General features: G+C 71.6%; 17 protein-coding genes and 2 pseudogenes. 8 read left to right on the top strand and 11 right to left on the bottom strand.

Features of this window, described 5'->3' with window-relative positions:
• Positions 1-34 precede the first annotated feature (34 nt).
• The 8 genes from Val02_RS45980 to Val02_RS45945 are packed head-to-tail and all read right to left on the bottom strand — an operon-like array spanning position 35 to position 9,550.
• Complete coding sequence (locus Val02_RS45980) at positions 35-1,453, bottom strand: rhamnulokinase (protein ID WP_203905701.1); 1,419 nt, start codon at positions 1,451-1,453, stop codon at positions 35-37.
• 9 nt (positions 1,454-1,462) lie between these two features.
• Entirely contained in the window at positions 1,463-3,487 is a 2,025-nt protein-coding gene (locus Val02_RS45975; RefSeq protein ID WP_239153848.1) for a bifunctional aldolase/short-chain dehydrogenase, read from the bottom strand.
• Between the two features lie 4 nt (positions 3,488-3,491).
• The gene (rhaI, locus tag Val02_RS45970; RefSeq protein WP_239153847.1) at positions 3,492-4,646 is read right to left on the bottom strand and encodes an L-rhamnose isomerase; all 1,155 of its coding nucleotides are present in this window, start codon (positions 4,644-4,646) and stop codon (positions 3,492-3,494) included.
• Positions 4,643-4,966, bottom strand: coding sequence for an L-rhamnose mutarotase (locus tag Val02_RS45965; RefSeq protein ID WP_203905700.1), 324 nt, complete (start codon positions 4,964-4,966; stop codon positions 4,643-4,645). Before Val02_RS45965 ends, rhaI begins: the two co-directional genes overlap by 4 nt.
• Before the next feature lie 41 nt (positions 4,967-5,007).
• A complete protein-coding gene (gene rhaS, locus Val02_RS45960; RefSeq protein WP_203905699.1) occupies positions 5,008-6,051 on the bottom strand; it encodes a rhamnose ABC transporter substrate-binding protein in 1,044 nt (347 codons plus the stop codon).
• Positions 6,052-6,061: 10 nt separating this feature from the next.
• Positions 6,062-7,063 (bottom strand): ABC transporter permease, encoded by a 1,002-nt coding sequence (locus tag Val02_RS45955; protein ID WP_239153846.1) that lies wholly within the window; start codon positions 7,061-7,063, stop codon positions 6,062-6,064.
• The gene (locus Val02_RS45950) at positions 7,056-8,060 is read right to left on the bottom strand and encodes an ABC transporter permease (RefSeq protein WP_203905698.1); all 1,005 of its coding nucleotides are present in this window, start codon (positions 8,058-8,060) and stop codon (positions 7,056-7,058) included. The genes Val02_RS45955 and Val02_RS45950 overlap by 8 nt, the downstream gene beginning before the upstream one ends.
• A complete protein-coding gene (locus tag Val02_RS45945) occupies positions 8,057-9,550 on the bottom strand; it encodes a sugar ABC transporter ATP-binding protein (protein ID WP_239153845.1) in 1,494 nt (497 codons plus the stop codon). Before Val02_RS45945 ends, Val02_RS45950 begins: the two co-directional genes overlap by 4 nt.
• Before the next feature lie 168 nt (positions 9,551-9,718).
• Between Val02_RS45945 and Val02_RS48860 the strand changes: the two are divergent.
• Positions 9,719-9,856: pseudogene (locus Val02_RS48860) on the top strand (LacI family DNA-binding transcriptional regulator); the annotation flags it as partial.
• A 3-nt stretch (positions 9,857-9,859) separates the two neighbouring features.
• Entirely contained in the window at positions 9,860-10,726 is an 867-nt protein-coding gene (locus tag Val02_RS45940; protein ID WP_373318070.1) for a substrate-binding domain-containing protein, read from the top strand.
• 13 nt (positions 10,727-10,739) lie between these two features.
• On the opposite strand, the gene Val02_RS45935 is transcribed toward Val02_RS45940, so the two are convergent.
• The 3 genes from Val02_RS45935 to Val02_RS45925 all read right to left on the bottom strand — a co-directional run bounded on the left by Val02_RS45935 (position 10,740) and on the right by Val02_RS45925 (position 13,993).
• Entirely contained in the window at positions 10,740-12,407 is a 1,668-nt protein-coding gene (locus tag Val02_RS45935) for an alkaline phosphatase family protein (RefSeq protein WP_239153844.1), read from the bottom strand.
• 24 nt (positions 12,408-12,431) lie between these two features.
• Positions 12,432-13,100 carry an HAD family hydrolase gene (locus tag Val02_RS45930; RefSeq protein ID WP_203905696.1) on the bottom strand — a complete coding sequence of 223 codons (669 nt, stop codon included), beginning with the start codon at positions 13,098-13,100 and terminating at the stop codon, positions 12,432-12,434.
• Between the two features lie 131 nt (positions 13,101-13,231).
• Positions 13,232-13,993, bottom strand: coding sequence for a CDP-alcohol phosphatidyltransferase family protein (locus Val02_RS45925; protein ID WP_203905695.1), 762 nt, complete (start codon positions 13,991-13,993; stop codon positions 13,232-13,234).
• A 118-nt stretch (positions 13,994-14,111) separates the two neighbouring features.
• On the opposite strand from Val02_RS45925, the gene Val02_RS45920 reads away from it, so the two are divergent.
• From Val02_RS45920 to Val02_RS45895, 6 genes and pseudogenes are all read left to right on the top strand, one after another.
• Positions 14,112-15,080: a zinc-dependent alcohol dehydrogenase gene (locus Val02_RS45920; protein WP_203905702.1), complete on the top strand. Its 969-nt coding sequence runs from the start codon at positions 14,112-14,114 to the stop codon at positions 15,078-15,080.
• A gap of 3 nt (positions 15,081-15,083) precedes the next feature.
• Positions 15,084-15,482, top strand: a complete 399-nt coding sequence (locus tag Val02_RS45915) for a 6-pyruvoyl trahydropterin synthase family protein (RefSeq protein ID WP_203905694.1) — start codon at positions 15,084-15,086, stop codon at positions 15,480-15,482.
• Complete coding sequence (locus Val02_RS45910) at positions 15,479-16,510, top strand: glycosyltransferase family 4 protein (protein ID WP_203905693.1); 1,032 nt, start codon at positions 15,479-15,481, stop codon at positions 16,508-16,510. Before Val02_RS45915 ends, Val02_RS45910 begins: the two co-directional genes overlap by 4 nt.
• Positions 16,504-17,295, top strand: coding sequence for a class I SAM-dependent methyltransferase (locus Val02_RS45905; RefSeq protein ID WP_203905692.1), 792 nt, complete (start codon positions 16,504-16,506; stop codon positions 17,293-17,295). The genes Val02_RS45910 and Val02_RS45905 overlap by 7 nt, the downstream gene beginning before the upstream one ends.
• Before the next feature lie 88 nt (positions 17,296-17,383).
• Positions 17,384-18,346 carry a lysylphosphatidylglycerol synthase transmembrane domain-containing protein gene (locus Val02_RS45900; protein ID WP_239153843.1) on the top strand — a complete coding sequence of 321 codons (963 nt, stop codon included), beginning with the start codon at positions 17,384-17,386 and terminating at the stop codon, positions 18,344-18,346.
• Positions 18,347-18,358: 12 nt separating this feature from the next.
• Positions 18,359-18,547, top strand: a pseudogene (locus Val02_RS45895) (GTP cyclohydrolase); the annotation flags it as partial.

Genomic DNA, 18,547 nt, shown 5'->3' with positions numbered 1-18,547 from the left:
ACGCTCCGGTCCAGGCGCCGCGCTCTGCACTCGCTCACAATCGCTCCTCGGCGTTGCGCCACGCCTTCCCGTCCCCGGCCGGCCGGTAGGTCGTGACAGCCTGAGTCTGCCGCAAAAGTGATCTCAAGTGCGACAGGTCGCCCTGGATCACACCCGCGGCCCGCGCCTGCACGAGCACGTTGCCGAGGGCGGTCGCCTCGACCGGGCCGGCCAGCACGGGCAGCCCGCAGGCATCGGCGGTGAGCTGGCAGAGCAGTTCGTTGCGGGCGCCGCCGCCGACGATGTGCACGACCTCGACGGGAGCGCCGGTGAGGTGCCGGGCCCGGTCGATCGCGCGGTGGTGGGCGAGGGCGAGGCTGTCGAGGACGCATCGTGTGAACGCGGCGTGACTGTCCGGAACCGGCTCCCCCGCGCGGCGGCACGCCTCGGCGATGCGGGCGGGCATGTCGCCGGGCGGCAGGAAGACCGGGTCGTCGAGGTCCACGACCGAGCGCAGCGCGGGCTCCTGCGCGGCGGCTCTCAGCAGCCCCACGATGTCGTCGGTCGCCCACGCGCGCATGCACTCCTGCAACGGCCACAGCCCCATGACGTTGCGCAGGAAGCGGATCGTGCCGTCGACGCCGCCCTCGTTGGTGAAGTTCGCCCGCCGCGCCTCGGCGGTCAGCACCGGCCCGTCGAGTTCGAGGCCGACGAGGGACCAGGTGCCGCACGAGATGTAGGCGAAGTCGCCGCCCCGCGCGGGAACGCCGACGACCGCCGACGCGGTGTCGTGCGAGCCGACGGCGACGACGTTCGGCCGGCCGGGCAGGTCGCGCGCCGGGCCGATGACGTCCCCGGGCTTCCTGATCGGCGGGAAGAGCGAAGCCGGGAGGCCGGCGTCGGCGATGAGGTCCCACGCCCAGTCCTGGTACCCGCAGTCGAACAGCTGGGTCGTGGTGGCGTTCGTGTACTCGGCGCCGGTCTCGCCGGTGAGCCAGTAGGCGAAGAGGTCCGGCATCAGCAGCATCGTCCGCGCGACGGCGAACGACGGGGTCCGTGACGCGGCCACCAACTGGTACAGCGTGTTGAACGGCTGCTGCTGCAGCCCGGTGGTGCGGAAGAGGCGTTCGGCGCCGAGCCGCTGGGTCAGCTCCGGCAGCACCGTGGCGGTGCGCGCGTCGCGGTAGTGCACGGGATTGCCCACGAGTGCGCCGCTGTCGTCGATCAGCCCGTGGTCGACGGCCCACGAGTCGATGCCGATGCTGTCGACCGGCCCGGCGGCGCGCAGCCCGGCGAGGACGCCCCGGTACAGGCCGAGGACGTCCCAGTGCAGCGTGTCGCCGACGCGCACCGGCTCGTTGGCGAACCGGTGCGCCTCGCTCAGTTCGAGCCGGTCGGCGCCGACGCGGCCGACCATGACGCGCCCCGAGGACGCACCGAGGTCGACCGCCGCGATGATCTTCTGCCGGCTCATCGGAGGAACCTATCGCAGGAAGGCGGCTGCCACGCCGGCGTCCACCGGCACGTGCAGCCCGGTCGTGTGGGTCAGGTCGCCGCCGGTGAGCGCGAAGACGGCGTTCGCCACGTGCTCGGGGAGCACCTCCCGCTTGAGCAGCGTGCGCTGGGCGTAGTAGGCGCCGAGTTCCTCCTCGGGAACGCCGTAGACCGCGGCCCGCTGCGCGCCCCAGCCGCCGGCGAAGATGCCGGAGCCGCGGACGACGCCGTCGGGGTTGATGCCGTTCACCCGGATGCCGTGACCGCCGAGCTCGGCGGCGAGCAGGCGGACCTGGTGGGCCTGATCCGCCTTGGCGGCGCCGTAGGCGACGTTGTTCGGACCGGCGAAGATGCTGTTCTTGCTGGAGATGTAGACGATGTCGCCGCCCATCCCCTGCGGGATCAGCACCCGGGCCGCCTCCCGCGCGACGAGGAACGACCCCTTCGCCATCACGTCGTGCTGGATGTCCCAGTCCCGTTCGGTGGTCTCCAGCAGCGAGCGCGACAGCGACAGCCCGGCGTTGTTGACGACCAGGTCGACGCCGCCGAACGCCAGCACCGCCGCGGCGACGGCCCGCACGATCGCCGACGCGTCGGTGACGTCCACGGTCACCGCGACGGCCGCGTCGGTCCCACCGATCTCACCGGCCACAGTGGACGCCGCGTCGGCATCCCGGTCGGCCACCACGACGCAGGCCCCCTCGGCGGCGAGCCGCAGCGCGATGGCCCGCCCGATCCCGGACCCGCCGCCGGTGACGAACGCGACCCGGGTCGCCAGCGGCTTCGGCTTCGGCATGCGCCGCAGCTTCGCCTCCTCCAGCGCCCAGTACTCGATCCGGAACTTCTCCGCCTCGTCGATCGGCGCGTAGGTCGAGACGGCCTCCGCGCCGCGCATGACGTTGATGGCGTTGACGTAGAACTCCCCCGCCACCCGGGCGGTCTGCTTGTCGGCGCCGAAGCTGAACATGCCCACGCCGGGCACGAGCACGATGGCCGGGTCGGCCCCACGGATCGCCGGGCTGTCCTCGTCGGAATGGCGGTCGTAGTAGGCCTGGTACTCCGCGCGGTACTCCTCGTGCAGCTCCCTCAGTCGCTCCACAGTGGACGCAAGCGGCGCGTCCGGCGGGAGGTCGAGCACCATCGGGCGGACCTTGGTGCGCAGGAAGTGATCCGGGCACGAGGTGCCGAGGGCGGCCAGCGGCGCGAGCCGTTCGCGGCCGACGAAGTCCAGCACCACGTCGCTGTCGGTGTAGTGGCCGACCTGCGGCCGGTCCGTGGACGCGAGCCCGCGCAGCACGGGGAAGAGCGCGGCGGCCCTTTCGCGGCGGGCTTCGTCGGGTAGCGGCGGATGCCGCAGCGCCCCGAAGGGCTCCGGCCTTCCCTTGTCGGCGATGTAGCGCGCCGCCGTCGCGATGATCTCCCGCGAGTTCGCCTCGCACTCCTCGCTCGTGGCGCCCCACGCGGTGATCCCGTGGCCGCCCAGGATGACGCCGATCGCCTGCGGGTTCGCCCGGTGCACGGCCGCGATGTCGAGCCCCAGTTGGAACCCGGGACGCCGCCACGGGACCCACAGCACGCGGTCCCCGAACATCTCCTTGGTGAGCGCCGGCCCGTCGGCGGCGGCGGCGATCGCGATCCCCGCGTCGGGGTGCAGGTGGTCCACGTGGGCCGCGTCGACCAGCCCGTGCATGGCCGTGTCGATCGACGGCGCGGCACCGCCCCGCCCGTGCAGGCAGTAGTCGAACAGCGGGACCATCTCGTCCTCGCGTTCCGCCCCCGGGTAGACGTCCACGAGTGCGCGCATCCGGTCCAGCCGCAGCACGGCCAGTCCGGCCGGCCGCAGTGTGCCGAGGTCGCCGCCGGATCCCTTGACCCACAACAGTTCCACGTCGGTGTTCGTCACCGGGTCGGTCTGCACGCCCTTCGCCGACGTGTTGCCGCCGGCGTAGTTCGTGGTCGTCGGGTCCGCGCCCAGCCGGTTCGAACGGGCGATCAGATCATCCACAGTGGACACGCGCCTATGCTCCCCATCCCGCTTGCTCGCCACCGACCCGCTCGGTGCGGATCCGGTCGAAGTAGCCCGAACGGTGGTACGCGGCCACCGGGTCGGGGTCGAGTCCCAGTTCCGTGCGCAGGTCCGCGAGCATCGGCCGCACGTCGGTGTTGTACGCGTCCATGAGGACGGCGTTCGCGCTCAGCACGTCGCCGCTGTCCTGCGCGGCACGCAACGCGTCGCGGTCGACCAGCAGCGCCTTCGCGGTCGCCTCCTGCACGTTCAGCACCGAGCGGATGATCGCCGGGATCTTCGCCTCGATGTTGTGGCACTGGTCGAGCATGAACGCGATCCCGGCCTCCGGCCGCAACGCGTCCCCGCGCACGATCTCGTACATGATGCGGAACAGCTGGAACGGGTCGGCCGCGCCCACCATCAGGTCGTCGTCGGCGTAGAAGCGGCTGTTGAAGTCGAACGCGCCGAGCTTCCCGGCCCGCAGCAGGAACGCCACGATGAACTCGATGTTGGTGCCCGGCGCGTGATGGCCGGTGTCGATGACCACCTGCGCCTTGGGGCCGAGTTCGAGGCAGTGCGCGTAGGCCGTTCCCCAGTCGGGCACGTCGGTCGTGTAGAACGCCGGCTCGAACAGCTTGTACTCGAGCAGCATGCGCTGGTCGTCGCCGAGCCGGTCGTACACCTCGCGAAGAGCCGCCGCGAGGCGGTCCTGCCGGGTGCGGATGTCGTCCTGGCCCGGGTAGTTCGTGCCGTCGGAGAACCAGAGCTTCAGGTCCCGCGAACCGGTGCGGTCCATGATGTCCACGCACTCGAGCAGGTGATCGGTCGCCTTGCGGCGCACGCCGGCGTCGGGGTTGGTGACGCTGCCCAGCTTGTAGTCGTTGTCCTGGAACACGTTGGAGTTGACGGCGCCGAGCGCCACGCCCCGTTCCCCGGCGTACGCCGCCAGATCGGCGTAGTCCTCGACCCTGTCCCACGGGATGTGCAGGGCGACCGTCGGCGCGATCCCCGTGTACTTGTGCACCTGCGCCGCGTCGTCGATCTTCTCGTACGGGTCGCGCGGCACCCCCTCCTGCGGGAACACCTTGAACCGCGTGCCCGAGTTGGCGTACGCCCACGACGGCGTCTCGATCCGTTGCCGCTTCAGGGCATCGGTGATGTTCACGCTGGTCCCTCCCCAAGATGGAACACCTCGTCCAGCACGTGCATGTGGTGGTCCGGCCGCCCGTCGACGAAGAAGTCGGCCATCTCGGCCTGCCACCGCGAATTGACCTCGGTGGTGTCCATCGCCGCCCGCGCCGCCGCGAAGTCCTCCGCGAGGAGGTAGCCGACCAGCAGCCCGTCCGCGCGCAGGAAGAGCGAGTAGTCGTGCCACCCGGCGGCGCGCAGCGCATCGAGCATGTCGGGCCAGACGGCGGTGTGGCGGCGCCGGTACTCGTCGAGCCGGTCCGGCTTGACCTGGAGCGTGAAGCAGATCCGGCGCACGCCAACCTCCGTTGCTTCTAGAGCGAGCAGATGTGAAGCGACTAGAAGTCGAAGTTCGCGACGTTGTCCTTGGTGAACACGTACGGGTCGCCGAGGACCACCACGCCGTCGGCGCCGATCGTGTACTCGCCGAGCTTGCCGGCGGTGAACTTCTCGCCCTGCTTGCCGGTGATCTTGCCGGAGGCCAGTGCGGCACCCGCCCACGCGGCCAGGTAGCCGAGGTCGGCCGGGTTCCACAGCGCGAACGACTTCACCGTGCCGTCGTTGACGTACGCCTTCATCTGGTTCGGCGTGCCGAGGCCGGTCAGCTGCACCTTGCCCTTGAACGAGGAACCGGAGAGGTACCGGGCGGCCGCCGCCACGCCGACCGTGGTGGGCGAGATGATGCCCTTCAGGTTGGGGTGCTTGGCGAGCAGCCCCTGCGCCTCCTGGAACGACTTCTGGTCGTCGTCGTCGCCGTAGACCGTGTCGACCAGCTTCAGCTTGCTGTTCTCCGGCTTGGCCAGCTCGGTCTTCATGAGCGTGATCCAGGCGTTCTGGTTGGTGGCGTTGGCCGTCGCGGAGAGGATCGCGATCTCGCCGCCCTCCGGCCCGACCGCCTCCGAGATGAGCTTGATCTGGTTCTTCGCGATGCCCTCCGCCGTGGCCTGGTTGACGAAGATGTCGCGGCAGCCCGGCGTGGTGTCCGAGTCGAACGTGACGATCTTGGCGCCGGCCTGCCGGGCCTCCTTCAGCGCGCCGCAGATGGCGTCCTTGTCGTTCGCCGAGACGACGATGACGTCGGTGCCCTGCTGGGAGAGCGTGTTGATGTAGGAGACCTGCGCGGACGGGCTCGCCTCGGACGGCCCGGTCTCGCTGTACACGCCCTTGAACTCGGTGACGGCTTCCTTGCCGCCCTTGTTGTCGGCGGTGTTGAAGTACGGGTTGTTGACCTGCTTCGGCAGGAACGCCACCTTCAGGCCGGTCTTGATGCCGCCCTCTCCGGTGCCGGAGCCGGTGCCGTCGTCGCCGTCCTCGGCACACGCGGCGGTGGAGACCAGTAACAGGGCGGACAGTGCGCCGATCGCGATGGAACGCATTCGCATTGCGGGTTCCTTAAGGGGTGGTGGGGATGGAGGTGGTGGGGCGTCGTCGACGCAGCCGCGCACGGGCGATGGCGACCGCGTTGGGTCCGACGACGGAGGCGATGAGCAGGCTCCCGGTGACGATCGTCAGCGCGTTCGCCGGCACGTCGGCCAGTTGCAGTGCGTTGCGCAGCACTCCGAGGAGGACGACGGCGCCGACGACTCCGAGCAGCCCGCCGCGTCCACCGAAGATCGAGACCCCGCCGAGGAGAACGGCCGCGATGACGGCCAGTTCCAGCCCGTTGCCGTTGTCGGCGCGGGCGCTGGCGAAGCGCAGGGTCCAGAAGATGCCCGCGAGGGCCGACATCGCGCCGGTCGCCACGAACAGCCAGAACTTCGTCTTCCCGACGGCGACCCCGGCGAACCGGCTGGCCTCGTCGTTGTTGCCGATCGCGTAGAGCCCACGGCCGACCGGCGTGGCGTGCAGCACGACCGCGAACAGGATCGCCAGCACGGCCACCACGATGATCATCCACGGGATGGTGAGTCCCGGGATCGGTGCGACGGCACCGTCCGTCCACGACGTCGGGTAGTCGGCGATCGCCTTGTCCCCGAGCGTCACGTACGCCAGTCCCCGGTAGAGCGCCAGCGTGCCGATCGTGACGGCCAGCGACGGCAACCCGAACCGGGTCACGAACAGGCCGTTGACGGCCCCACAGAGCACCCCCAGCGCCAGGCACACGAGCACCAGCACCGGCAGTGAGTGCACCCCGGAGGCCCACAGCTTGCCCATGACGGTGCAACTGAGCCCGAGCACGCTCGCCACCGACAGGTCGATCTCGCCGGTGATGATGAGCAGCGTCAGCGGCAGGGCGATGACGGCGATCGGGATCGCCTCCAGGATCACGAACCGCCAGAAGCGCGGGCTCGCCACCCCCTCGATCGAGACCGCTCCGATGACGACGACGAGCACCAGCGCCACGAGAACGAGAAAGTCCCAGCTGCCGGCTGCCCGGCGGATGCGCTCAGCCACGGTTCCTCCTCGCCCGCAGGGCCTTGGACAGCCGCACCACGAGCGCCCGGTCGAGGCTGATGGCGGCGATGATGAGTGCGCCCACGGCGGCCCGCTGCCAGAACGGGTTGATGCCGAGCACCGGCAGCGCGCTGCCGATGGTGGTGAGCAGGACGGCCCCGAGCGCGGCGCCGTACACCGAGCCGCTGCCGCCGAAGATGGCGACCCCGCCGACGACGACGGCCGCGACGACGTTCAGCTCCAGGCCGAGGCCGGCGTTGGCGTCGACGGTGCCGAAGCGCGCGGAGTGCAGCACGCCGGCCAGTCCGGCGAGGGCCCCGCTCGCCACGAACGCCGCCGTGACCCGCTTCCCCACCGGGATGCCGGACAGCCGCGCGGCGTCGGGTTCGGAGCCGATCGCGTACAGTTCGCGCCCGCCGCGGTAGGAGGCGAGGTAGTACGCCGCGATCACCAGCACGACGACCGCGAACATCGTCAGCACCGGCACCCCGAGCACCGTCGCCGTCCCCAGCTTGAGGAAGCCGGTCGGCATGTCGGCGGCGTTGATCTGCTTGCCGGTGGCCCACGTGTAGTCGATCCCGCGGAACACGTACATGGTGCCGAGCGTGACGACCAGCGCCGGCACCCGCGCCGCGGCGATGAGCGTGCCGTTGACCAGCCCGCACACCGCGCCGATCAGCACACCGACGACGGCCACGACCGGCACCGGCAGGCCGCTGTCGCCGGAGAGCAGCGTCGCCGTGGCGAACGCCGACAGCCCGAGCACCGACCCGACCGACAGGTCGACGTTGCGGGTGATGACGACGATGGTCTGCCCGACGGCGAGCAGCGCCAGGACGGTCGAACCGAGCAGCAGGTCCTTCACGCTCTGCGCGGAGAGGAAGCGCGAGTTGCTGAGCGCGGTCACCGCGATCAGCACCACCAGCGCGGCGAGGATGCCCAACTCGCGGAAGACGCCCAACTTGCTCAAAATGACCTGCCGCTGGACCCGGGTCATCTACCGACTCCCGTCGCGGCCTGCATCACCGACTCCTCGTCGGCGGAGGCGCGCGGGATGTCGGCCGTCAGCCGGCCCTCGTGCATCACCAGCACGCGGTCGGCCATGCCGAGCACCTCCGGCAGTTCGGACGAGACCATCAGGACGGCCACCCCGTCGGCGGCCAGCGCGGAGAGCAGCCGGTGCACCTCGGCCTTGGTGCCGACGTCGATGCCCCGGGTGGGTTCGTCGACGATCAGCACGCCGGGCTCGGTGGCGAGCCACTTGGCGAGGACGACCTTCTGCTGGTTGCCGCCGGAGAGCGTCGAGACGGGGGCGCGCAGGCTGGACGTCTTGACCTGGAGGCGTTCGGACCAGGTGCGCGCGGCCGCCCGTTCGGCCTTGCCGGTCAGCAGCCCGGCCGTGCTGAGTTTCCAGCGGCGCGGCAGCGTCTGGTTCCGTTCGACCGAAAGCTCCATCACCAGTCCCTGCTGGCGACGGTCCTCGGGGACGAGTGCGAGCCCGGCCGCGATGGCGGCGTCGGTGTCCCCCGCGCGCAGCCGGCGGCCGTCGACGTGGACCTCGCCCGCGTCGTAGCGGTCGATCCCGAAGATCGCCCGGACCACCTCGCTGCGGCCGGCGCCGACGAGCCCGGCGAGCGCGACGATCTCGCCGCCGCGCACGGTGAAGGAGACGTCCTGGAACCAGCCGGCCAGCGACAGCCCGCGCACGTCGAGGCGCACGTCGCGGACCTTCGTGTCCTGCTTGGGAAAGAGCGAGGAGACCTCGCGGCCGACCATCCTGCGGACCACCCGGTCGACGGTCAGGTCGGCGGCGGCGTCCGTGGACACCCACTGCCCGTCGCGCAGCACGGTGATCGTCTGGCAGAGGGCAAAGATCTCGTCGAACCGGTGGGAGATGAACAGCACCGCGGCACCGCTGTCCCGCAGCGACCGGGCGACGCCGAACAGCCGCTCCACCTCCACCCCGGAAAGAGCGGCCGTCGGCTCGTCCATTACCAGCACCCGCGCGTCGAACGACAGCGCCTTCGCGATCTCCACCAGCTGCTGGTCGGCGATGGAGAGCCCGCGCGCCGGCCGGTCCGGGTCGAGCGCGACCCCCAGCCGGTCGAACAGATCCCTGGTGCGCGCCCGCACGGCGGCGTGGTCGATGCGGCCGAGGCTGCGACGGGGCTGGCGGCCCATGAAGATGTTCTCCGCCACGGTGAGGTCGGGAAAGAGCGTCGGCTCCTGGTAGATGACCGCTATGCCGGCGGCCCGCGCGTCGGCCGGGTTGCCCAGCACCAGCGGCTTCCCGTCGAACGTCAGGACGCCGGTGTCCGGTTGGTGCACCCCGGCGAGGATCTTCACCAGGGTGGACTTGCCGGCCCCGTTCTCGCCGACGAGGGCGTGTGCCTCACCGGCCCGCAGCTCCAGCCGGACGTCCCGCAGCGCGGCGACCGCGCCGTAGGACTTGCTCACGCCGTCGAGGCCGAGCAGGGCTGTGGACACCGCACCCTCCCTGTCAGAGATAGCTCTTGAAACGTTTCATCGGAACGGTAGAGTGACCGTACGGATGTGGCCTCGACCACGTCAAGGGTTTCCGCGAGGTTTCGTTCGGCAGCCGGTGACGTTACGGTGCGAAGCCACTTCGCGAGTTCAGACGTTCAAGAGGGGCCGATGGCGAGCACGAGCATCAAAGAGGTCGCACGGCAGGCGGGAGTCTCCATCGGGACCGTCAGCAACGTGCTCAACCGGCCGCACACCGTCGCCGCCGACACCCGCGAACGGGTCCTCGCCGCCATCTCGGCGCTCGGCTACGTGCGCAACGATTCGGCCCGCCAGCTGCGCGCCGGCCGCAGCCGTCAGATCGCCGTCGTCGTCCTGGACGTCACCAACCCGTTCTTCACCGACGTGGTGACCGGTGTCGAGGACGCCGTCACGGAGAACGACCTCATGGTGGTCGTGTGCAACAGCGGCGACAGCGAGGACCGCCAACTGCGCCACCTCGACCAGTTGGAGGAGCAGCGGGTGCGCGGCGTACTGATCACGCCGGTCGAGGCGCGCCCGGGCGAACGCATCGAGCGCCTGGTCGAGCGCGGCACGCCGGTCGTGCTCGTGGACCGCGGCGCCGACTGGACCAACGGCTGCCGGGTCACCGTCGACGACGCCATGGGCGGACGGCTGGCGGGCGAGCACCTCGTGGCGAGCGGGCACGCGCGGATCGCGTTCGTGGGCGGGCCGGAGAGCATCCCCCAGGTGGCCGAACGCCACACCGGCGTCGCGGCGGCCGTGCGCGGCAAGGCGAAGCTGACCGTGGTGCGCACCCCGCACCTGACCGTGACCGACGGCCGTCGCGCCGCGGCGCAGATCGCCGAGCTGAGCGACGAACGCCGCCCCACGGCCGTCTTCTGCGCCAACGACCTCCTCGCGCTGGGCGTGCTCCAGGAGATGACGGCCCGCGGGGTGCGGGTACCGCACGACATCGCGCTCGTCGGCTACGACGACATCACGTTCGCGGCCGCGGCCGCCGTGCCGCTCTCCTCCGTGCGGCAGCCGCGCGAGCAGCTCGGGCGCACCGCCGCCGACCTGCTGCTGCAGGAGATCTCCGAGGGCGAGGCACACGTGCACCGGCACGTGGAGTTCCAGCCCGAACTGGTCGTGCGCGAGTCCAGCGCCCGGGGCTAGTTGCTGTGCCGGGCTAGTGCTTCGGGCCCATGGCGGTGAAGAAGCGGTCGCGGAACTCGTTCATCGGCCAGACGGCGGACTCCGGGCCGGGCTTCAGGCCGTCGCGCCAGCCCCAGCCGTTCACCCGCTCCAGGACGGCGGGATCCTTGGCGACGATCGTGATCGGCACGTCGCGGCTGACGTTCTCGCCGGTGATCACCGACGACGGCTGGTGGTCCCCCAGGAAGACGAGCACCAGGTTGTCGCCGCCGTACGTCTCCACGTAGGAGATCAGCGCGCCCAGCGAGTACTCGATCGACTTGCGGTACATCTCGCGCACCCGGTCGAGGCTGGTCCAGACCTCGTCCGCCGGGTCGCCCTCGCGCGCCTGGTGGTAGATCGAGCCGTCGCCGACCTGGTCCCACGGGATCAGCTTCGGCAGCGGCGTCCACGGCACGTGGCTGGAGACCAGCGCCACCTCGCCCATGAGCGGGCCGCGCCCGGCCGCCTCCCGGTCATTTTTCTGGAACTGCGCCAGCGTGTACTGGTCGGGCTGCGGCGCATAGCTGAACTTGGGCCCCTTGTAGCCCATGTTCCGCGAGTCGTACACGTGGTCGTAGCCGAAGAACTGCCCCTCCGGCCAGGCCCGGTCGATCGCCGGCATGTACCCGACGGTGCGGCAGCCCGCCCGCTTGAACGCGCTGTTGATGGTGAGCCGGCTCGTGGCGAGCAGGCTGCGGTGCCGCTGGTTGTTGTTGATCCACAGCCCGGAGAGCAGGGTGGCGTGCGCGAGCCAGCTGCCGCCGCCGGCCGTCGGTGAGGTGAGCCAGCCGCTGCGGGAGTGGTAGCCGACGGCCTGCAGGCGGGTGTTCCCCTCGTCGAGAACCTTCGTCACCTCGTCCACGTAGTACGGGTTCTCCAGGGCGCTGCGGCCGTAGCTCTCCACGAACGCGAACAGGACGTCCTTGCCGCGCAGCGCGGTGAGCATCTCGGAGCCGGGCGTGTCCCGGAACGCGTCGACCGCCGCCTCCGTCGCGAACGCCTCCTGGTCGCGCAGCCCCAACTGCACCTGCTTGGCCCGGTCGGCCACCATCGCCGTCGCCGTGTAGTCGGCCGGCAGGATCCCGATCGCGGCCGTCACGACCCAGACGACGGCCAGCCCGACGAGGACCCGGAAGCCCAGCGTCTCGTGCCGGGCGGCGGCGTTCGCGACGCGGCGCACCGACAGGATCATCAGCGCCAGGACGGCGACGACGAGCAGAACGACCACCGCGACGGCGGCCGCCGCGCCGCCCGTGCCGAAGGAACTGCTCACCACGCCGAGCGCGGACGGCAGCAGGATCCAGTCGAGCACCAGGTCGAACGAGCGCGACAGGGACGAGTAGAACCCCATGTCGAGCAGCTTCACGATGAGCAGCAGCCCGACGAAGACGCCGGAGAGCAGCGCCACCCAGGTCCGCGCGCGGGGCCGGGCGACCAGGATGACGCCGAGCCCGAAGAGGATCTCCAGCGGCAGCCGCAGGAACGACACGATCGACAGGCGGCTCAGCTGGTTGGGCGCCACGAGGGCGGCGATGACGAGAAGCCCGGCCAGCACGGTGAGGGTGCGGCGCAGGATCACTCGGGAACGTGGTGCGGCTTCTTCCCGCCCCGCCGCCGGGTCGACTTCCTCCCGGCGGACGGTCTCGGCCAAGCGGGACACGTCGTTGCTCCGTTCGAACAGAAATCAGATGAGGGACAGCACGTGCTCCAGCCCGCGCGGGCCGGTGCGCCGCGGACGCGGCAGCAGGAACACGTACATTCCGGCATCCACGGCGCCGGAGTCGGTGAGCGGGTTGTCGCCCACCATCAGCGTCTTCTCCGGCGCGACGCCCAACCGGTCGCAGGCGGACAGGAAGGGCTTCACCGCCGGCTTGCACACCCCGTGCTCGTACGACATGACGGTCACCTCGACGAACGGCGACAGCCCCAGCCGGTCGAGCGCCGGCCGCAGGTCGAAGCCGGTGTCGGAGACGATCCCCACGCGCAGTCCCCGTTCGCGCAGGGTTTCCAGCACCGGCCGCGCGTCGGGGAACGCCTCCCACGACTCGGCGGCGACGGTGAGCCGGTACAGCGCCTCGCTGAGGCCGGGCGCGAGGCGTTCGCAGCCGGCGGTCTCGTAGAGGGCGGTCCACACCTCGTGATGGCGGTCGCTCGACAGGTCGCGCCCCTTGGCGAGTTCCTCGGCGGTGCTGCTGCGCTCGAGCACGCCGCGCCAGACGGCGCTCACCTCCGCCGGGTCGAGCGGGGCGGCGCCGAGCTGCGCGGCGGCGCGGTGCAGCAACTTCTCGCCGCTGCCACAGAGCCGGATCAGCGTGTCGCCCGCGTCGAACAGCACCGCCTCGAACCGGTCCACCGCATTTCTCCCCAGGTCTCGTACGGACACCGGCTCCTGTACCGATGTCGGCGAGACCATCAGTGTCTCCCGCTCAGCGCACGGCTCCGCACCACGGCTCCGCCGCGCTATGCGCTCGCTCGCTCGGGCGTTCACCGGGATGCGCCCGTCGTGACGGCGTCGCGCAGCTCGGCGCCCTCGCGGGTGAACTCGACCGGCACGACGATGGTGCGCATCTTCCACAGCCGCAGGACGTGCGTCCCGAACGACTCGATGAGCAGCCCGAGCGCGGCGGCGACGACGAGGACGTTCAGCGCGTAGGAGAGTGCGCCGGAGGCGGCCACGCACAGCGCGATGCCCTGCACGGCGGCGGCGACCTTCGCCCAGTACCGCTGCGGCAGGGGCCAGCGCAGCCACGGCAGCACCCACGACGCGGCCACGAACGCGTACCGCATGAGCCCGATCGCGAGCACCCAGGCGCCGAGCGTCGGGGTGAGGTAGATGCCGAGCACGAGCAGCAGGAAGGCGTCGACCTCCATGTCGAACCGGGCACCGAGCACCGACGAGGTGCCGGTGCGCCGGGCGACCTGACCGTCGACCCAGTCGAGGGCGAGGGCGACGGCGGTCAGCACGACGAGGACGGCGACGGGCGTCTCCCGGCTGAACGAGTCGGCGGTGAGGGCGACGACGCCGCCGATGAGGACGGCGCGCCCGTAGGTGACGCCGTCGGCCGGGCCGAGCGCGTCGGTGCCGGTGGCGCGCATCCCGTAGGTAAGGAGCGCACTGATCATCACTCCGTACAGGACGCCGGCGCTCCACCCGGCCACGCCGAGTCCGACCGTCGCGGACAGGCCCATGAGCAGGGCGAGCTGTGCGAGCAGTCCCTTAACCGGACCAGTTCGAACGTTTGGCACCGTGCCTCCGTGGCTATGATCGCGACCCTGACTAGGTACACGTGAGCCACAGCGATTCGGTTCGCTCCCCGGGACGTCACATCCGGGCGAGGCCGGAAAGCCGCGAGGAAGGGCCGTGATGCGAGAGGAGTTCGCCTTCTGGCTCGACTCCCCCGGCGAGGGTGTGCTCCGGCCGGCGGCCGTCGCCGCGCCGGGGCCGGACGAGGTGCGCGTGCGCACCCTGTTCAGTGGGGTCAGCCGGGGTACCGAGACGCTCGTCTTCCGCGGCGAGGTACCGGAGAGCCAGTTCGGGATCATGCGCGCACCGTTCCAAGAGGGCGATTTTCCAGGGCCGGTCAAGTACGGCTACCTGAGTGTGGGCGTGGTCGAGGAGGGGCCGCCGGAGCTGGTGGGAAGGGACATCTTCTGTCTGTACCCGCACCAGACCGGCTATACCGTTCCGGTTGCGGCGGTCACGCCCCTGCCGGCGGGTGTGCCGGCGCGGCGGGCGGTGCTCGCGGGCACGGTGGAGACCGCCGTCAACGCGCTCTGGGACGCGCGGCCGCTGATCGGCGACCGGGTCACGGTGGTCGGGGCCGGCATGGTGGGCTGCAGCGTCGCGGCGCTGCTGGCGCGGTTCCCCGGGGTGCGGGTGGAGTTGGTCGACACCGAGCCGTCCCGCGGGGAGGTCGCCGAGGCGCTCGGCGTGGCCTTCGCCCGTCCGGACCGGGCCTCCGCCGGGCGCGACCTGGTCGTGCACGCCTCCGCGACCGCGGCCGGTCTCCAGCGTTCGATGGAACTGGTCTCGCCCGGCCACACCGTGCTGGAACTGAGCTGGTACGGCGACCGGGAGGTGCGGCTCGGGCTCGGTGGGGCGTTCCACTCGGGGCGGCTGACGATCAAGGCGAGCCAGGTCGGCACGGTGGCGCGACCCGACCGCGACTATGCCGAACGTCTCGCTCTTTCCCTGGAACTGCTCCGGGATCCGGTTTTCGACGTACTCCTCACCGGGGAGTCGTCCTTCGACGAACTGCCCCGGGTGTTGGAAGGGCTGGCGGCCGGGACGCTGCCGGCGATGTGCCACGTGATCCGCTACGGCAGGGAGTAAGTCTTGTTCACAGTGACCGTCCGTGACCACATGATGATCGCGCACAGCTTCCGGGGGGAGATGTTCGGGCCGGCGCAGGCGCTGCACGGTGCGACGTTCGTCGTGGACGCCGAGTTCCGGCGGGAGGAACTGGACGCCGACGGCGTCGTCGTCGACATCGGGGCGGCGAGCACCGAGCTCAAGGCGATCATGGGCCGGTTCAGCTACAAGAACCTGGACGACGAGCCGGCGTTCGCGGGGGTCAACACGACCACGGAGGTGCTCGCGCGCACCGTCGCCGACCTGCTGGTCGAACGGATCCACGCCGGCGCGCTCGGCGCCGGCGCCCGCGCGCTCACCGGGATCAAGGTGACCCTGCACGAGTCGCACGTGGCGTGGGCGAGCTACGAGCGTTCCATATGACTGTGGTGGAGGCCGTCCTCCCGAACGACATCGACGACCCGACGGCGCCCAGCGGCGGGAACCACTACGACCGGCGGGTCCTGGACGGCCTCGCGGACCTGGGCTGGAGCGTCCGCGAGCACGCGGCGCACGGCGCCTGGCCGACCCCGTCGGACGCCGAACGCGACGACCTCGCGGCGATCTTCGACGGCTTTCCGGACGGCGCGCCGGTGCTGGTCGACGGCCTGATCGCGTCGGTCGTGCCGGAGCTGTTCGAGAAGCACGCCCACCGCCTGCGCACGGCGATCCTGGTGCACCTGCCGCACGACTCCGCCGCCGAGGCCCGCGCGCTCGCCGCCGCCGCCACGGTGATCGCCACCAGCGAGTGGACCCGCCGCGCTCTGCTCGCCCGCTACGGCCTGCCGGCTAGCGGGGTGCACGCGGCCGCGCCCGGCGTCGACCCGGCGCCGCTGAACGCGTTCTCGGCGACGGGCGAACGGCTGCTGTGCGTGGCCGCCGTCGCCCCGCACAAGGGGCACGACCTGCTGGTGGAGGCGCTGCTCGACACGCGCGAACTGCCCTGGGAGTGCACCTGCGTCGGTTCCGTGGTGCGCGATGCGGACTTCGCCGCGCGGGTGCGGTTCCGCGCGCTGAAGAACGGCCTGAGCGCGGAGCGGCTCCGCTTCGTGGGCGCCCGCACCGGCCCGGACCTGGACGCCGCGTACGCCGCCGCCGACCTGTTCGTGCTGCCCTCCCGCGGCGAGACCTACGGGATGGTGGTCACCGAGGCGCTGAGCCGCGGCATCCCCGTGCTCGCCGCCGAGACGAACGGCCTCCCCGAGGCGCTCGGCACGGCACCCGACGGCAGCACACCGGGCCTGCTCGTTCCCCCCGACGACCCCGCCGCCCTCTCCCGCGCGCTGCGGCAGTGGCTGACGGACACCGACCTGCGCGACCGGTTGCGGCGTTCCGCCGCCGGCCGCCGAGACACCCTCACCGGCTGGCACGTCACCGCCGCACTCGTGGGAAGGGCCCTCGCCACATGCTGACCTTCGCCGACTGGCTCGCCCTGCGCGAGGCCGCCGACGCGTCCGCCCGTTCGACCGAATTGGCCGACGAGGTGCGCGAACGCCTCCGCGGCCGGAGCACGGTGACCGTCCACGACCTGGGCACCGGAACGGGCGCGATGGGCCGCTGGCTCGCCCCGCGCCTCGACGCCCCGCAGCACTGGATCCTGTACGACCGGGACGACGACCTGCTGGCCCTGGCGCAGGCCCGGGTGGCCCCCGAGGCGAAGGTCACCACCCGCAATACCGACATCACCCGGCTGACCGCCGCGGACCTGGGCGACGCGGACCTGATCACCGCGTCCGCGCTGCTGGACATGTTCACCGGCGCGGAGGTCGCGCGCGTCGTCGACGCCTGCGCCGGCGTGCGCTGTCCGGTTCTGTTCACGCTGTCCGTGATCGGCGACGTGCGGCTCACCCCGGCCGACCCGCTGGACGCGGAGATCATGGCCGCGTTCAACGCCCACCAGCGGCGCACGGCCCACGGCCGCAGCCTGGTCGGGCCCGACGCCGCGAAGTTGACGATCGATGCGTTTACCTACCGGGGAGCCCGGGTAGTCGAGCGGTCCACCCCGTGGACCCTCGGTGCCGACCAGGCAGACCTCATCGCCGAGTGGTTCAAGGGGTGGCTCGGTGCCGCGTGCGAGCAACGACCGGAGCTGGCCGGCCCGGTCGAGGCGTACGCGGCCCGCAGACTCGCCGAGAACGCCGCCGGCGACCTCCGGGTGACGGTGGGCCACGTCGATCTGCTCGTCGTCTGGGACTGATCCCGGTCGGCGGCACCGGAGCGTAATGAACCCGCTACCTCTGCGGTGCGTACTTGCCCAGGACGGTGTTCTTGGAGGGAGGCCCGAAGTGCAGCGGGTGAAATTGCCTCAGAGCTTTTGGGCCTGGGTTCGGATCGTCGCCGGTGTGGGGATCCTCGTGTTCCTGCTCGCGCGGCTCGGCTCGGGGCCGTTCCTCGACGGGGTGCGGCTCATCGACGGCTGGGCGGTCGGGATGTCGCTCGCGATCGGGGCGTTGACGACGGTCTGCTGCGCGTGGCGGTGGAGCCTGGTCTCCGGTGGGCTCGGGGTGCGGCTGCCGCTCGGCACCGCCATCGCCAGCTGCTACCGCTCGGTGTTCCTCAACTCCACGCTGCCCGGCGGGGTGGTCGGCGACGTCGACCGCGCCGTGCGCCACGGGCGCGAGGAGGGCGACGTGGGCCGCGGGATCCGCGCGGTCGTGTGGGAGCGCACCGCCGGGCAGGTCGTGCAGGTCGCCATGGCGGTGGTGATCCTGTTCGCGTTCCCGTCGCCGGTGCGCAGGTACCTGCCGGTGGCGACCGCGGTCGTGGTGGCCGTGGGGCTCGCGGTCGTGCTCGTCGCGTGGGCGCTGCCCCGCACCGGGCCGTCCCGCCGGGCCCGCGCGATGCGCACCGCCGTCTCCGACGTGCGCAAGGGGCTGCTGTCCCGCGGCACGTGGGCCGGCGTGCTGATCGCCTCGGCCGTGGTGGTCGGCTGCCACCTGGCGACGTTCGTGGTGGCGGCGCGTACCGCCGGCGCGACGGCGCCGCTGTCCCGGCTCATCCCGCTGACGCTGCTGGCGCTGCTCGCGATGGGCGTGCCGGCCAACGTCGCCGGGTTCGGTCCCCGGGAGGGGGTGGCCGCGTGGGCGTTCGGCGCCGCGGGGCTCACCGCCGACCAGGGCGTTGCCACGGCCATGGTGTACGGGGCGCTGGTGCTCGTCGCGAGCCTGCCCGGCGCCGCGGTCCTGGTCGTTCGGAAGATCCGTGTGCAGGCGCCGGTACCGCTGCCGGTGCGCTCCGGCACCGGCTGACAGAGGAGATCAATGTTCGACGAACTGCCCCTCGCCACCGTCCGCAAGCAGGTCACCGTTCCGCTCCGGTTCCCCGACGGATACGCGACAACCGCGCGCGTGTTCACCTTCACGGGGCTCGCCGACGGCAAGGAACATCTCGCGTTGGGCCTGGGTGACCGGGCCGCGCCGACGAGCCGACGCCCCCGGGGGGTCCCGCTC

This window comes from Virgisporangium aliadipatigenens, from assembly GCF_016863615.1.
Lineage (GTDB): Bacteria > Actinomycetota > Actinomycetes > Mycobacteriales > Micromonosporaceae > Virgisporangium > Virgisporangium aliadipatigenens.
The sequence above is the reverse complement of the archived record's forward strand: the minus strand, read 5'-3'. Positions and strand labels throughout refer to the sequence as shown.

Excerpts from the sequence above, each read along its gene's own strand:
- Val02_RS45980 (WP_203905701.1), bottom strand. The coding sequence starts at position 1,453 with ATGAGCCGGCAGAAGATCATCGCGGCGGTCGACCTCGGTGCGTCCTCG.
- rhaS (WP_203905699.1), bottom strand. The coding sequence starts at position 6,051 with ATGCGAATGCGTTCCATCGCGATCGGCGCACTGTCCGCCCTGTTACTG.
- Val02_RS45950 (WP_203905698.1), bottom strand. The coding sequence starts at position 8,060 with ATGACCCGGGTCCAGCGGCAGGTCATTTTGAGCAAGTTGGGCGTCTTC.
- Val02_RS45920 (WP_203905702.1), top strand. The coding sequence starts at position 14,112 with ATGCGAGAGGAGTTCGCCTTCTGGCTCGACTCCCCCGGCGAGGGTGTG.
- Val02_RS45910 (WP_203905693.1), top strand. The coding sequence starts at position 15,479 with ATGACTGTGGTGGAGGCCGTCCTCCCGAACGACATCGACGACCCGACG.
- Val02_RS45905 (WP_203905692.1), top strand. The coding sequence starts at position 16,504 with ATGCTGACCTTCGCCGACTGGCTCGCCCTGCGCGAGGCCGCCGACGCG.